13 protein-coding genes and 1 pseudogene are annotated in these 14,715 nt (G+C 66.7%); 11 read left to right on the top strand and 3 right to left on the bottom strand.

The features are described from left to right. Positions 1-380: 380 nt before the first annotated feature. Complete coding sequence (gene creC, locus DT603_RS02810) at positions 381-1,811, bottom strand: two-component system sensor histidine kinase CreC (protein WP_162348295.1); 1,431 nt, start codon at positions 1,809-1,811, stop codon at positions 381-383. A 1-nt stretch (position 1,812) separates the two neighbouring features. Continuing rightward, positions 1,813-2,505 (bottom strand): two-component system response regulator CreB, encoded by a 693-nt coding sequence (gene creB / locus DT603_RS02815; RefSeq protein ID WP_425500919.1) that lies wholly within the window; start codon positions 2,503-2,505, stop codon positions 1,813-1,815. Between the two features lie 29 nt (positions 2,506-2,534). Here creB and DT603_RS02820 point away from each other — a divergent pair, with 29 nt between their 5' ends. Beyond that, positions 2,535-3,392, top strand: a complete 858-nt coding sequence (locus tag DT603_RS02820; protein ID WP_162348297.1) for a 23S rRNA (adenine(2030)-N(6))-methyltransferase RlmJ — start codon at positions 2,535-2,537, stop codon at positions 3,390-3,392. A 33-nt stretch (positions 3,393-3,425) separates the two neighbouring features. Here the strand turns inward: DT603_RS02820 and DT603_RS02825 are convergent, their stop codons facing one another. Next, positions 3,426-4,340: a cation diffusion facilitator family transporter gene (locus tag DT603_RS02825; RefSeq protein ID WP_162348298.1), complete on the bottom strand. Its 915-nt coding sequence runs from the start codon at positions 4,338-4,340 to the stop codon at positions 3,426-3,428. 87 nt (positions 4,341-4,427) lie between these two features. Between DT603_RS02825 and DT603_RS02830 the strand changes: the two genes are divergently transcribed. The 10 genes and pseudogenes from DT603_RS02830 to aqpZ all read left to right on the top strand — a co-directional run bounded on the left by DT603_RS02830 (position 4,428) and on the right by aqpZ (position 14,645). After that, positions 4,428-4,973, top strand: coding sequence for a GNAT family N-acetyltransferase (locus DT603_RS02830; protein ID WP_162348299.1), 546 nt, complete (start codon positions 4,428-4,430; stop codon positions 4,971-4,973). A 188-nt stretch (positions 4,974-5,161) separates the two neighbouring features. Beyond that, positions 5,162-6,214: a class I SAM-dependent methyltransferase gene (locus DT603_RS02835; RefSeq protein ID WP_162348300.1), complete on the top strand. Its 1,053-nt coding sequence runs from the start codon at positions 5,162-5,164 to the stop codon at positions 6,212-6,214. A gap of 37 nt (positions 6,215-6,251) precedes the next feature. Further along, on the top strand, positions 6,252-6,527 hold the full coding sequence (locus DT603_RS02840) for a DUF4242 domain-containing protein (RefSeq protein ID WP_162348301.1): 276 nt from the start codon (positions 6,252-6,254) through the stop codon (positions 6,525-6,527). 126 nt (positions 6,528-6,653) lie between these two features. Then, positions 6,654-10,127, top strand: a complete 3,474-nt coding sequence (gene mfd, locus DT603_RS02845) for a transcription-repair coupling factor (protein ID WP_162348371.1) — start codon at positions 6,654-6,656, stop codon at positions 10,125-10,127. 141 nt (positions 10,128-10,268) lie between these two features. After that, positions 10,269-10,472, top strand: coding sequence for a hypothetical protein (locus DT603_RS02850; protein WP_162348302.1), 204 nt, complete (start codon positions 10,269-10,271; stop codon positions 10,470-10,472). Positions 10,473-10,555: 83 nt separating this feature from the next. Next, positions 10,556-11,080 (top strand): phage tail protein, encoded by a 525-nt coding sequence (locus tag DT603_RS02855; RefSeq protein WP_162348303.1) that lies wholly within the window; start codon positions 10,556-10,558, stop codon positions 11,078-11,080. 190 nt (positions 11,081-11,270) lie between these two features. Continuing rightward, positions 11,271-11,789, top strand: a complete 519-nt coding sequence (locus DT603_RS02860) for a SixA phosphatase family protein (protein ID WP_162348304.1) — start codon at positions 11,271-11,273, stop codon at positions 11,787-11,789. 131 nt (positions 11,790-11,920) lie between these two features. Next, complete coding sequence (locus DT603_RS02865; protein ID WP_162348305.1) at positions 11,921-12,784, top strand: DNA ligase; 864 nt, start codon at positions 11,921-11,923, stop codon at positions 12,782-12,784. A 136-nt stretch (positions 12,785-12,920) separates the two neighbouring features. After that, entirely contained in the window at positions 12,921-13,784 is an 864-nt protein-coding gene (locus tag DT603_RS02870; RefSeq protein ID WP_162348306.1) for a pirin family protein, read from the top strand. Positions 13,785-13,905: 121 nt separating this feature from the next. After that, positions 13,906-14,645, top strand: a pseudogene (aqpZ, locus tag DT603_RS02875) (aquaporin Z). Positions 14,646-14,715: the final 70 nt, after the last annotated feature.

Raw genomic sequence — 14,715 nt, forward strand, 5'->3', positions numbered from 1 at the left:
TCCCGGCGTGGGCCGGGATGACGACCTGTTGGGGTGTAGGCCTGCGCCAAGATGATTACCGTGGCGGCCGCCGTTCTCATGTAGGAGCGACACGAGTCGCGAAGCCTGGAAATCATGGGTCCCGATGCTGTGTGCAATCAGGCAGCGGGCGCTTCGCGACTTGCGTCGCTCCTACAACGGCAGGGGCTGCACTTTCGCCCGACGAGCCACACTTGCTCGTGCCAGTCCCCGCCCCTGCAGGGATAGCGCCCTTCTTGTAGGAGCGACGCGAGTCGCGAAGCCTGGAAATCATGGGTCCCGATGCTGTGTGCAATCAAGCGCTGCGTGCTTCGCGACTTGCGTCGCTCGTACAACGGCAGGGCTGCGCTTTCGCCTCGCCTTCAGGCCACTGGCAACCGCAACGTCGCCATTGCGCCGCCCGCAGGCAGGTTCTCGAGCGCCGCTTCGCCGCCATGCAGGCGTGCGACCTCGCGCACGAAGGGTAACCCCAGCCCGGAACTGCGCAGGCCGGTGGCGGGATGGGCCAGTGAATAGAAGCGCTGGAACACGCGGTCCTGTGCGTAATCCGGAATGCCTGGGCCGTTGTCCACGACACGTATATCCAGCGTCGCCTCTTCAATGATGCACGAAAGTTCGATTTTGCCGCCCATCGGCGCGAAGGCGGCCGCGTTGTCCAGCAGGTTCGAAACCGCCTGGCGCAGCAGGTAGGCATCGCCTTGCAGCTTGGCTTGGGCGTCGACGGGCAGCACAGCCAGAGTGATGTCGCGCGCAACCAGCTTCGCGGCCACCCCTTCGGCGGCTTCTGCCAGCAGCCCGGCCACCGGCACCGGCTCACGGGTCTGCAGCCAGCCGTGCTGTTCCACCTCGGCCAGCGCCAGCAGCTTGTCGATGGTCTCGGTCAGGCGCTGCTGCTGGACGCGGATATTGCGCGCGAACCGTTGCCGATCGACTTCCGGCAATGGCTCCTGCAGCAGCTCGGCGGCGCCGCGGATCGCGGCCAGCGGACTTTTCATTTCATGGGTCAGTGATTGCACGTACTGCTCGACATAGGCCTTGCCTTCCAGCTTGCGGCGCATGGTCTCCACTGCCCGTCCAAGGTCGCCGATCTCATCGTGGCGCACGGGTAACGGTGGGGCCAGTTCGCCATTGCTCACCGCCTGCGCATAGCGGTTGAGCCGGTTGATTCCACGCATCAGCCACCAGGTGATCAGCACCCCGATCAGCGCCGACAGTCCGATCAGCCACGCACCCTGGCGCATGATGCTGCGCTGGCTGGCCTCGATGAAAGGATCGATGCTGGCGTTGGGCTGGGACAGGGTCAGCACCCCGATCAGCTGGTCGCCATCGCGGATCGGTGCAGCCACGTGCATGACCGTGCGCTTGCTGTCTCCGGGGATCTCCGGGCTGGAGCGGGCCCCATATTCGCCGCGCAGGGTGCGGTAGACATCGTTCCAGCGCGAGTTGTCGCGGCCGACGTCGCGGCCTTCGGAGTCGTAGACGACGATGCCGCGCGCGTCGGTGACGGTGATGCGGTAGTCGATCCGACGCTTGGGGAACTGCCACACCCTGGCGCGCAGGTCGCGTTGCCCGGCCTGCTCGAGCTTGCGCACGAAGTCCCCATTGGCAATGCGGCCGGCCTTCATGTCGTCGCCGGCCATCACTGCCAGCACGTTGGCCGCGTCAACCAGCGTCGATTCCATCGCCTGGCGCACGCCGGGTTTCACTTCATTGACGAACACGCGCATGACGAAGAACGCGGCCAGGCCGACGATCAGGAAGAACCCCAGGAACAGGCGCAGGCCGAGTCGCAACTCAGGCCTCCAGCGCGTAGCCGAGGCCGCGATGGGTGCGGATGGGGTCCGGATCGGCCCCGGCCGCACGCAACTTCGCGCGCAGGGTCTTTATGTGCGTGTCGACGGTGCGGTCGGCACTGTCGGCATCGCTGTCCCAGCCGCGATCCATTAGTTGCGCCCGGCTGAGGATGGCGCCGGGACGCTGCAACAGCGCCGCCAGCAGCATGTATTCGTAGCGGGTGAGTTCCAGCGCCATGCCGCGGAAGCGGATGCGGTGGCCCTCGCGGTCCAGCTCGAAGTCGCCATGCGTCGTTATCTGCCCCGTCTCTCCACTCGCCTGGCTGCGGCGCAGGCGTGCGCGCACCCTGGCCACCAGTTCGCGCGGCGAGAACGGCTTGGCCATGTAGTCGTCGGCGCCCAGCTCCAGGCCCAGCACGCGGTCGATCTCGTCGTTGCGCGCGGTCAGGAAGATCACCGGCACCTCGTTGACCCAGGCTTCCGGGGCGCTGCGCAGTTCGCGACAGACGTCGAAGCCGCTGCGATCGGGCAGGCCCACGTCCAGCACCACCACGTCGACCCCACCCGCACGGACGCGCGGCACCACTTCGCGCCCAAGGAGGCAATGTTCGGCCTCCAGGCCCTCGCTGCGCAGCGCATACAGCACGGTGTCGGCGATGGCGGACTCGTCTTCGGCAATCAGGATAAGGGGCATGGCGGGAAGCATACCGGTATGCTTCCGGCATGAACTACCGACACGCCTTCCACGCCGGCAACCATGCCGACGTCCTCAAGCACATCGTCCTGCTGGCGCTGCTGGATGCGCTGAAGAAGAAGGAAGCGCCGTTCTTCGTACTGGATACGCACGCCGGGCGCGGGCGCTACCTGCTGGCTGCCCCCGAAAGCCGCAAGACCGGCGAGTCCGATGCCGGCATCCTGCGGCTGATGGGCGAGGCGAAGATGCCCGAAGTGGTGGAGCGCTACCTGCGCGCGGTGGAAGCCAACAATCCGGTAGGCGCGCTGATCGCCTATCCCGGCTCGCCCCTGCTGATCGCGCAGGCCCTGCGCGAGCAGGACCGGCTTGCCGCCTGCGAACTGCAGCCCGACGAGGCCAGTGCGCTCAAGGAGTTGTTCGCACACGACGCGCGCGTGGCGGTGCATGCGCGCGACGGCTACACGGCGATGAAGGCGATGCTGCCGCCCAAGCTCGGCGCATTGAAGTTTGCGCGCGGGCTGGTGCTGATCGACCCGCCGTACGAGGTTCAGGACAACGAATACCCGATGATCATCTCGACCCTGCGCGAAACCCTGGAGCGCTGGCCGCAGGCGACTTACGCCATCTGGTACCCGATCAAGCTGCGGCGCAGCCTGCAGCCGTTCTTCCGCAAGGCGGCCGCGCTGCCGGCCAAGTCGGTGATGCTGGCCGAACTGCAGATCCGCGCCGACGATTCGCCGCTGCGCTTGAACGGCAGCGGCCTGGTGATCGTCAACCCGCCATGGCAGTTCGACCGGCAGCTCGCTCCGGCCCTGCCCCTGCTGAAAAAGACCTTGGGCGAAGCCGGGGCGATGACCCGGCTGGAATGGTTGAAGCCGGACGCCTGAGCCCGACCTTGCGGCGCCGCGCGGACGGCCCGGTCAGCGCGCGATTTCAGGTTCGAAGAAGCTCCAGCGCACCGTCGGGAACTGCACCTTCAGGTCGCGCTCCACCTGGCTGATGTCTTCGAGCATCACGGTGGCCAGTTCGACCTGTCTCATGCTGGCCTGCACCGAAACCATGACCTCGTTGCCCAGCTGCAGGGTGATCAGGCTGATGACCTTGTCGATCTCGGCGCGGCCCTCGTAGAACGCCCTGATCTGCGATTGCAGCAGCGGGTCGACACTCTGCCCGATCAGCATCGCCTTGACCTCGATGGCCACGAACACCGCCACCACGATCAGCAGCACGCCAATGGCCAGGGTGCCCAGCGCGTCCCACAACGGGTTGCCGGTGACGATGGTCGCCAGCACCGCCAGCAGGGCCAGCACCAGGCCAAACAGCGCCGCCAGGTCCTCGCCGAAGATCACCACCAGTTCGGCCTGGCGGCTTTCGCGGAACCAGCGCCACAGCGAGCGGTCGCCGCGCGCCTTGTTCACTTCCTGCAGGCAGGCGCGCATCGAGACCGACTCGGCGATGATCGCGAATACCAGCACCCCCACCGCCCACCACAGCTTGCCGCCGTCCAGGGCTTCGGGATGCTGCAGCTTGTGGATGCCTTCGTAGGCCGAGTACATGCCGCCGACGCTGAACAGCATCACCGCGACCAGGAACGACCAGAAATAGATTTCCTTGCCATGGCCGAGCGGATAATCCGGCGAGGCCGGCAGCCTGGACTGGCGCAGGCCAAGCAGCAGCAGCAGCTGGTTTCCGCAATCGGCCATCGAGTGCACGGTCTCGGCCAGCATGGCGCTGGAGCCGGTAACGAAGGCGGCCACGCCCTTGGCCACGGCGATGGCGAAGTTTGCGCCCAGCGCGAACACGATCGCGCGGTTAGAATCACCGCCACCTGCCATTGAAGTGTCCCGCTACTGGATGGCCGGGGAGTTTATCAGGCCGGCTGGATCAATCGTTCATCGCAACTCTGGGAACATCTTCACGCTATGAATGGCCACAAACGACTTCCCCCCTGGCACGAGCACTTCCGCCTGCCCAACGGGCGCGAGCTGCTGATCCGCCCGATCCGGCCCGAGGACGCAGATCCCATCCAGGGCGCGTTCGCACTGCTCGGACCGGAGGAGGTGCGCCAGCGCTTCCTGTATGCGCTGAAGGAATTGACCCCGGAAATGGCCCAGCGCCTGTGCCATCCGGACCCACGCACGGAGTTCGCCCTGGTCGCGGCCGAGAACCTGCCGCCCGGCGAAGCCCTGGTGGGCGCCGTGGCCCGGGCCTCGATCACGCCCCGTACCCGCGAGGCCGAATTCGCCATCCTGGTCAGCCATTTCGTCGCCGGCCAGGGACTCGGCCGCCAGCTGATGCGCAAGCTGGTGAAGTGGACCAGGACCAAGAAGCTCGATCGCCTTTACGGCGACGTGCTGGACCACAACCACCCGATGCTGCAACTGGCGCAGTCGCTGGGCTTCAAGCGCATGCGCGAAGACGACACGCCGGGCCTGGTACGGGTGGTCCTGGACCTCAACGAGCTCTAGCTGGAGTTCCTCGGCCGGCCGCCCCGCCGCCCCACCGCTGCATCTTCCCGCATGCATTTCCGCACGCATCTTTCCGCCTCCATGCCCCGCCTGCACCTGTCCGCCACGCTGCGATCCTTGCGTTGCAACTTGTGGAGGCGCAATCCCGCGACCTTCAGGACCATAAGGGGAAATCGTGGAGCGAACAGATGAGCGTAAACGAAGCAAAACTGAATGAATTCCTGGGCAAGGCCGTAGGTGATCTCGGCGCCGCCATCAGCGCCAGCCTGATGCTGGTCGGCGACCGGCTCGGCCTCTACAAGGCCCTGGCGACCGCGCCCGCCACGCCGGCTGAACTGGCCGCACGCACCGGCACCCACGAACGCTACATCCGCGAATGGCTGGGCAACCAGGCCGCCGGCGGTTATGTCAGCTACGACGCGGCCAGCGGCCGCTACACACTCAGCGAGGAACAGGCCCTGTGCCTGACCGATCCGGAAGGCCCGGTGGACCTTGCCGGCGCCTACAACATCGTCGAGGACACCTTCCACACCCTCGACCGCACCATGGAGAATTTCCGCAGCGGCAAGGGCATGGAATGGGGCGAGCACCATGAGTGCCTGTTCCATGGCACCGAGCGATTCTTCCGTGCCGGCTACCACGCGCACCTGCTGGGAGAATGGCTGCCTGCGCTGGATGGCGTGGTGGAAAAGCTCGCCGGCAACGGCAAGGTTGCCGACGTCGGCTGCGGCCACGGTGCCAGCACCGTGCTGATGGCCAAGGCATTCCCGCAATCGCAGTTCATCGGCTATGACTACCACCCCGACTCCATCCGCATCGCCACCCAGCGCGCCACCGAGGCCGGCGTGGCCAATGCCCGTTTCGAGGTGGCCGATGCGACGGGTTACAAGGATCGCGACTTCGACCTGATCGCGTTCTTCGACTGCCTGCACGACATGGGCGATCCCGCCGGCGCAGCGCGGCATGCCCGCCAGGCGCTGAAGCCCGACGGCCATTGCCTGCTGGTGGAACCGTTCGCCGGCGACAAGGTGGAGGAGAACCTGAACCCGGTTGGCCGCGTCTATTACGGCGCCTCCTCGCAGATCTGCGTGCCGGTTTCGCTGGCCCGCAAGGGTCCGGCACTGGGCGCCCAGGCCGGCGAGGCCAAGTTGCGCGGAATCATGGTCGACGATGGCGGATTCAGCCGCTTCCGCCGCGCCACCGAAACGCCCTTCAACCTGGTCCTGGAAGCGCGCCCTTGAACGCAGGCCCCGGAATCCATCGCACAGGAGCAAGCCAATGCCCAGATACGTGATTGAACGCGACATCCCCGGTGCCGGGCAGCTGTCCGCCGCCGAGCTCAAGGCCATCTCGCAGAAGTCCTGCAGCGTGCTGCAGGGCATGGGGCCGCAGATCCAGTGGCAGCAGAGCTACGTCACCGGCGACAAGGTCTATTGCGTGTACATCGCGCCGGACGAGGCGGCGGTGCGTGAACACGCGCGCCAAGGCGGCTTTCCCGCCAACCGCGTATCCGAGGTGACCACGATCATCGACCCGGTCACCGCCGAGGCCTGACGGCACGGGTTGCGGGTTCGGTGTGCACGGCTGCAGACATGAGCCGGCAGCCGGCACGCTAGACTGCGCGGCCCTTCCATGCGCCGGGTGCAAACGTGCCCGGCGCTGCTGCTGTTGTGCGAGCCGATGCCTGTCGAACCCAAAGCCCCTCCCTTTCCCGCCCCGCCGCTGCCCAGGAGCGGCCACCTGCGCACCTGGTGGCGGGCGCCTGCTTCCCCAACCGCACTGGCCTGGTTCATTGCCCGGGCCGCCGAGGCCCATGCCGGACCGGTGGTGGTGGTGGCACGCGACACCCAGGGCGCACACCAGCTGGAATCGGACCTGCACAGCCTGCTTGGCGATCACGCCGGGCTTCCGGTGTTTCCTTTCCCGGATTGGGAAACCCTGGCCTACGACCGCTTCAGCCCGCATCCGGACATCATTTCCCAGCGCCTGGCCGCCCTGCATGCCTTGCCCGGCCTGAAGCGCGGCATCGTAGTGGTGCCGGTACAGACGCTGATGCAGCGGCTGCCGCCGTTGCGCTACGTGGTCGGCGGCAGCTTCGACCTGAAGGTCGGTCAGACCCTGGACTTCGACCAGGAGAAGCGTCGCCTGGAAGCGGCCAGCTACCGCAACGTGCCCCAGGTGCTGGACCCGGGTGACTTCGCCATCCGTGGCGGCCTGCTGGACGTGTTCCCGATGGGCGCCAGCGCGCCGCTGCGCATCGAGTTGCTGGACGACACCATCGACTCCATCCGTGCCTTCGATCCGCAGAGCCAGCGCTCGCTGGAGAAGACCGAGGCGGTGAAGATGCTGCCGGGCCGCGAGATCCCGCTCGATGATCTCTCCGTGAAGCGCGCCCTGGACACGCTGCGCGAACGCTTCGACGTCGACACCCGCCGCAGCTCGCTGTACCAGGACCTCAAGGCCGGCATCGCACCGGCGGGCGTCGAGTACTACCTGCCGCTGTTCTTCGAACAGACCGCCACCCTGTTCGACTACCTGGATGGCAGCGCGCTGCCGCTGATCGCCGATGGAGTGACCGAGGCAACCGAAGCGTTCTGGGCGCAGACCACCAACCGCTACGAGCAGCGGCGGCATGACCTCGAACGCCCGCTGGTGCCGCCGGACGAGCTGTACCTGCCACCGGATGCATTGCGCGAACGCCTGAACAAGAGCGCGCGCATCGAGGTCTGCGGCCCGGGGCATCCGCGCCACGAAGAAGCGCGGGCGCTGGGCGAACAGCCGGTGCCGGTATTGCCGCTGGCGGCCAAGGACGCCGAACCGGCGGAGGCGGTGAAATCTTTCCTTTCCAGCTACGCCGGACGCGTGCTGGTCGCCGCCGATTCACCGGGCCGCCGCGAAGCCCTGATGGAGGTGATGCAGGCTGCGGCGCTGGTGCCCGAGGTCGTCGCCGATCTGCCGGCCTTCCTGGCAGGCACGGCGCGATTCGCGCTGGCGGTCGCGCCACTGGAAGACGGGTTCGCCCTCGATAAACCGCAACTCGCGATCCTCACCGAACGCCAGCTGTTCCCCGAACGCGCCACCCAGCCGCATCGGCGCCGCCGCACCGGGCGCGAACCCGAAGCCATCATCCGCGACCTGGGCGAGCTGAGCGAAGGCGCGCCCATCGTCCATGAGGACCACGGTGTCGGCCGGTACCGCGGTCTGGTGGTGCTGGAAGCCGGCGGCACGCCCGGCGAATACCTGGAAATCGAATACGCCAAGGGCGACCGCCTGTACGTGCCGGTGGCCCAGCTGCACCTGATCAGCCGCTATTCGGGCGCGTCGGTGGAAACCGCGCCGCTGCATTCCCTGGGTGGCGAAGCCTGGACCAAGGCCAAGCGCAAGGCCGCCGAAAAGGTCCGCGACGTCGCCGCCGAACTGCTTGAAATCCAGGCGCGCCGGCAGGCACGCGCGGGCCTGGCGCTGCACCTGGACCGTTCGATGTACGAGCCCTTTGCCGCAGGTTTCCCGTTCGAGGAAACCCCGGACCAGCACCACGCCATCGAATCGGTGTTGCGCGACCTGGCCAGCTCCCAGCCCATGGACCGCGTGGTCTGCGGCGACGTCGGCTTCGGCAAGACCGAGGTCGCCCTGCGCGCCGCTTTCGCCGCCGCCAGCGCCGGCAAGCAGGTCGCGGTGCTGGTGCCGACCACGCTGCTGGCCGAACAGCATTACCGCAACTTCCGCGACCGCTTCGCCGACTGGCCGCTGCGGGTGGAAGTGCTGTCGCGCTTCAAGACCGCCAAGGAGATCAAGGCCGAACTGGCCAAGGTCGCCGAAGGCACGCTGGACGTGATCGTCGGCACCCACCGCCTGCTGCAGCCAGACGTCAAGTTCAAGGACCTGGGGCTGGTCATCGTCGACGAGGAACAGCGTTTCGGCGTGCGCCAGAAGGAGGCACTGAAGGCACTGCGTGCCAACGTGCACCTGCTGACCCTGACCGCCACGCCGATCCCGCGCACGCTGAACATGGCCATGGCCGGACTGCGCGACCTGTCCATCATCGCCACCCCGCCGCCGAACCGGCTGGCGGTGCAGACCTTCATCACCCCCTGGGACGCGCCCCTGCTGCGCGAGGCCTTCCAGCGCGAACTGGCGCGCGGCGGCCAGATCTACTTCCTGCACAACGACGTGGAAAGCATCGGCCGCATGCAGCGCGACCTGTCCGAGCTGGTGCCCGAGGCCCGCATCGGCGTGGCCCACGGGCAGATGCCCGAGCGCGAGCTGGAACAGGTGATGCTGGACTTCCAGAAGCAACGCTTCAACGTGCTGCTGTGCACGACGATCATCGAGTCCGGCATCGACATCCCCAACGCCAACACCATCATCATCAATCGCGCAGACCGCTTCGGCCTGGCCCAGTTGCACCAGTTGCGCGGCCGCGTCGGCCGTTCGCACCATCGCGCCTACGCCTACCTGGTGGTACCCGACAAGCGCGCAATGACCGGCGATGCCCAGCGCAGGCTGGATGCCATCGCGGCCATGGACGAACTGGGCGCGGGCTTCACCCTGGCCACCCACGACCTGGAAATCCGCGGCGCCGGCGAGCTGCTGGGCGAGGACCAGAGCGGGCAGATGGCCGAGATCGGCTTCAGCCTGTACACCGAACTGCTGGAACGCGCGGTGCGCTCCATCCGCCTGGGCAAGCTGCCCGACCTCGATGCCGGCACCGCGCATGGCGCCGATGTCGAACTGCACCTGCCGTCGCTGATACCGCACGACTACCTGCCCGACGTGCACACGCGCCTGACCCTGTACAAGCGGGTAAGCAGCGCGCGTGACGCCGATGAACTGCGCGACCTGCAGGTGGAGATGATCGACCGCTTCGGACTGCTGCCGGACCCGGCCAAGCATCTGTTCGCCATCGCCGAACTCAAGCTCACCGCCACCGCGATGGGCATCCGCAAGCTGGACCTGGGCGAGAACGGCGGGCGGCTGGTGTTCGAGGCGCAACCGAACATCGACCCCATGGCGGTGATCCAGATGATCCAGAAGCAGCCGCGCATCTATTCGATGGAAGGCCCCGACAAGCTGCGCTTCAAGCTGCCGCTGCCCGAAGCGGCGGACCGCTTCAATGCGGCGCGCGGGCTGCTGGCTGCGCTGGCGAAGTCCTAGGCGGAAAGGTCTTCCCGGCGCAAGCCGGAGCGACCTTGCGGTAATGCACTGGCTTGGCGGGCCATGGCCGGCGCGGAAGACGATCCTCTGCCGCGTGACTTTGTCTGCTTTAATCGCTTCGACACCACGGGGGCTACCGAGATGGACACTGCACAGTTGCTCTGGGGCCTGCTCTTCAGCTCGATAGGGCTGGGCTATTTCCTTTACGGCAAGAACCAGAAGGCATTGGCGCCGGCGCTGTGCGGCGTGGTGCTGATGGTCTTTCCCTACTTCGTCTCCAGCTCATGGTTGCTGGTCGGCATCGGCGTGGCATTAATGGCGATTCCCTACTTCGTGCGCTTCTGAGCAAGCTTCCGGGCCCGGTCCGGGCTGTCCTCTGCGGGCGCAGGCATCCGTTGGTTGCTGTGTCTCCCCTCATGGCGGTCCCGATGGCACAGTTCAGCGTCAACGCACAGCGTTACGACCCATACAAGAATTTCAAGTTCCGGATCAAATGGGACAACCGCTACGTGGCCGGCATCAGCCATGTCAGTGCGCTCAAGCGCAGCACCGAGGTGATTGAGCACCGCGAGGGCGGCGATCCCAGCAGTGCACGCAAATCTCCTGGCAGGACGACCTTTGAACCGATCACCCTGGAGCGTGGCCTCAGCCATGATCCCGAGTTCGAGCGTTGGGCCAACAAGACCTGGAACCTCGGCAGCGGCCTGGGCGCGGAAGCTTCGCTCAAGGATTTCCGCAAGGACATCGTCATCGAACTCTGCAACGAGGCCGGTCAGCTTGCGATTGCCTACACCGTGTTCCGTTGCTGGGTTTCCGAATTCCAGGCCCTCCCCGACCTGGATGCAAACGGCAACGCCATCGCAATACAGCGCCTGACCCTGCAGAACGAAGGCTGGGAGCGCGATGCCACAGTGACCGAACCGTCCGAGCCGGGCTTCAACGAGCCCGCCTGAGCCACAACAGGAGATGCCTAATTCGCCTGCAGGAGTGTCTGGGCCTGTCATGCCGAGTGCCGATGCGCGCAACTGTCCGCTGCATTACCATCCGGATGATCGCCGGAATGCGCCGGCCTTTTTCGCCAGCGAGAACACTGCCATGACCACCGTGTCCCTTCAGCCGGCGCATGCAGCGCTTTCCTTTTCCATGAACGCCCTGCGAGCCGCTCTCCTGCCCGCCTTGGCCATGATGCTCGCGGCCTGCTCCACTGGGACACCTGCAGCAGAAGGCAGGGCGACGACCTTCATCGTCGTGCGCCACGCCGAAAAGGGCAGCGACGACGCACGCGATCCCTCGTTGAGCAGCATCGGCCTGGCGCGGGCCGAGCGGCTGGCGGCGCGACTGGCGCAGGAACCATTGGCGGCCGTGTATGCCACCGCCTACCGTCGCACCCGGCAAACCGCGAAGCCTGCGGCCGATGCGCATGGCCTTGCGGTCACGATCTACGACGCGCAGCTGCCTGCCGAGGCATTCGCGTCGCAGCTGCGTGTCGCGCACAGGCAGGGCACCGTGCTCATCGTGGGGCATAGCAATACGGTTCCCGACATCGTTGCCGCGTTGTCCGGCGCGGACGTTGAAGCGATGACGGAGCAACAGTTCGACCGCTTTTACCGTGTCAGCATCGGCGCCGATGGCAAGGCCACGTTGAGCCAGGACCACTACTGAGCCCGCTCCTCCTGATCCGGCGGCGCGGCTTTCCCTGACCGCGCGCGCCGGCCACTTCCTGCACCGCATGCATTGCCCTGCCCCTAGTCTGTGCACGGCGCCAGGAGGCGCTGCCGCGAACCAGACCAGGGATGGAAACCATGCATCTGCGCCTGTTGTTGACCTTGTGCCTGTCCCTGCTTCCGCTGGCCTCGCTGTCAGCGGCGCCACCACCGTTGATGCTGGCCACCGAGTTTCGCGCTGGCATTGAACCGGGCGATTACTGGATAAGCGAAAAGCTTGATGGAGTTCGCGGGCGCTGGGACGGGCAACGGCTGTTCAGCCGCTCGGGACAACGCATCGCCGCGCCCGCCTGGTTCATCGCGGGATGGCCGAAGGTGGCCATGGATGGCGAACTGTGGATCGGCCGTGGCCGTTTCGACGAGGTCAGCGGCATCGTGCGTGCCGGCATGTCCAATGAATCGGGCTGGCGGCGCGTGCGCTTCATGGTGTTCGACCTGCCCGGCCATGGCGGCCCATTCGAAGCGCGGGTCCTGCGCATGCGCGGCCTAGTTCCGTCGGCCAGGGTGTCCTGGCTGCAGGCGGCTCCGCAATTTCGCCTTGGCGCTGCAAGCCAGCTTGAGAGCAAACTCAGGCAGGTGATCGCTGCCGGCGGCGAAGGGCTGATGCTGCATCGTGCCACTGCCCTGTACCAGGCCGGCCGCAGCGAGGACCTGCTCAAATACAAGGCCTATCAGGATGCCGAAGCCACGGTGGTGGCGCATGCGCCCGGCAAGGGCAAATACACGGGCATGCTCGGCGCGCTGGTCGTGCGCATGCCCGACGGCCGCCAGTTCCGGCTGGGCTCTGGATTCACCGACCTGCAGCGCGCCCGGCCGCCGCCGCTGGGCAGCCTGGTGACCTATCGCTACAACGGACTCACCAGCAAAGGCCTGCCGCGCTTCGCCCGCTTCCAGCGCATTCGCATCGATCCCGCTCCGCCCGACCCTCGATGATGCGCATGCACTTGGGCGCCGCGTGACCGCAACGCAAATGGATGCCTGCCGGCTGGCGCAACAAAGCGTTCCCACAATCCGGCGCAGATGGCCGGCTGTCCTGTGCCATCCTTCGGACCATCACCGGAGGCGCCTAATGACCACGATCATCACCCCCCGCACCCACGACCTCGGCGGTGGCTTCGAAGTACGCCGAGCGGTGCCCAGCCTGCAGGCGCGCAGCGTGGGGCCGTTCGTGTTCGTCGACCACATGGGACCGGCGCTGTTCGAACCCGGCCGCGGCATAGACGTGCGGCCGCATCCGCATATCGGCTTGGCCACCGTGACCTTCCTGTGGGCCGGCGCCATCAACCACAAGGACTCGCTGGGTTCGGAGCAGGTCATCCTGCCTGGCGACGTGAACTGGATGACCGCTGGACGCGGCATCGTCCATTCCGAGCGCACGCCCGTCGACGAGCGCGGCCGCCAGCACGCCGTGCACGGCATGCAGACCTGGGTGGCCCTGCCGAAACCCGACGAGGAAACCGCGCCGGAGTTCCACCACCATGCTGCCGCCACGCTGCCGCAGTTCCGGCGCAACGGTGCCTTCGTGCGCGTGATCGCGGGCCGTGGCTTCGGCGAAGAGTCGCCGGTGCGGGTGTTCGCCGATACCTTCAACGTCGCCCTGGACCTGGAGGCCGATGCCGAACTGTTGCTCGACGACGACCGCGCCGAACGCGCGCTCTATGTGCTGGAAGGAGAAGCGCAGCTGGATGGCGCCGACATCCCCGACAAGCACCTGTTGTTGCTGGACCCGGGCACCCGCCCGCTGCTGCGGGCGAAGACACCACTGAAGGCGATGCTGCTGGGTGGCGAGCCGCTGGATGCACCGCGGCACATGTGGTGGAACTTCGTCTCCAGCTCCAAGGAGCGCATCGAGGTGGCCAAGCAGGACTGGCTGGATGGACGGTTTGGGCAGGTGCCCGGCGAAGTCGAATTCATACCCCTGCCGGAACGCTGAGCGCGCCCGGTTTCCGGCCGTTCGGCGCAAACGCCCTGTAACGGAAAAGAAACAAACACGGCTAAGGCTTCCGATACGTTGCGCATGCCGCCAGCCGGCGGTTCGACACCTCGGGGGCAACATGAATCTTGCAAAGAAGCTCACGGCCGAGTTCCTCGGCACGTTCTGGCTGGTGCTGGGGGGCTGTGGCAGCGCCGTGCTGGCCGTCAATTTCGGCGGTGACGGCAATCCGCTCGGCATCGGATTCGTCGGCGTCGCGCTGGCCTTCGGCCTGACCGTACTGACCGGTGCCTACGCCTTCGGCCATGTTTCCGGCGGCCATTCAATCCCGCGGTCAGCCTGGGCCTATGGGCTGGCGGGCGCTTCCCGGCCAGGGATTTGCTGCCCTATATCGCCGCCCAGGTAGTGGGCGGCATTGCCGGTGCTTTCATCCTCATGCAGATCGCCAAGGGCGGCGGCGGATTCAACGTGGACCCGGCCGCGGCCGGCGCGTTCGCCACCAATGGCTATGGGGCGCTGTCACCAGGCGGGTACACCGTTGCCGCCGCTTTCCTCTGCGAAGTCGTGCTGACCGCGTTCTTCCTCATCGTGATCATGGGCTCGACCCACAGGAACGCACCCACCGGGTTCGCGCCCATCGCCATCGGCCTTGCGTTGACCCTCATCCACCTGATCAGCATCCCGGTGACCAATACGTCGGTGAATCCCGCGCGCTCGACCGCGGTGGCGGTGTTCGCCGGCTCCGGGCAGGTCAGCCAGCTGTGGCTGTTCTGGCTCGCACCGATCCTGGGGGCGATGATCGGCGGCATGCTGTATGGCTGGCTGGGACGCGACGAACCGGACATCGTCGGCAAGCATTGACGGGTCCGGGCCCGGCAGGTGGTTGGAAAAAACCGGGTACGCCCGGTTCTCTCCGACAGGGCCGTTGCGC

This window comes from Pseudoxanthomonas gei (assembly GCF_010119615.1).
Lineage (GTDB): Bacteria > Pseudomonadota > Gammaproteobacteria > Xanthomonadales > Xanthomonadaceae > Pseudoxanthomonas_A > Pseudoxanthomonas_A gei.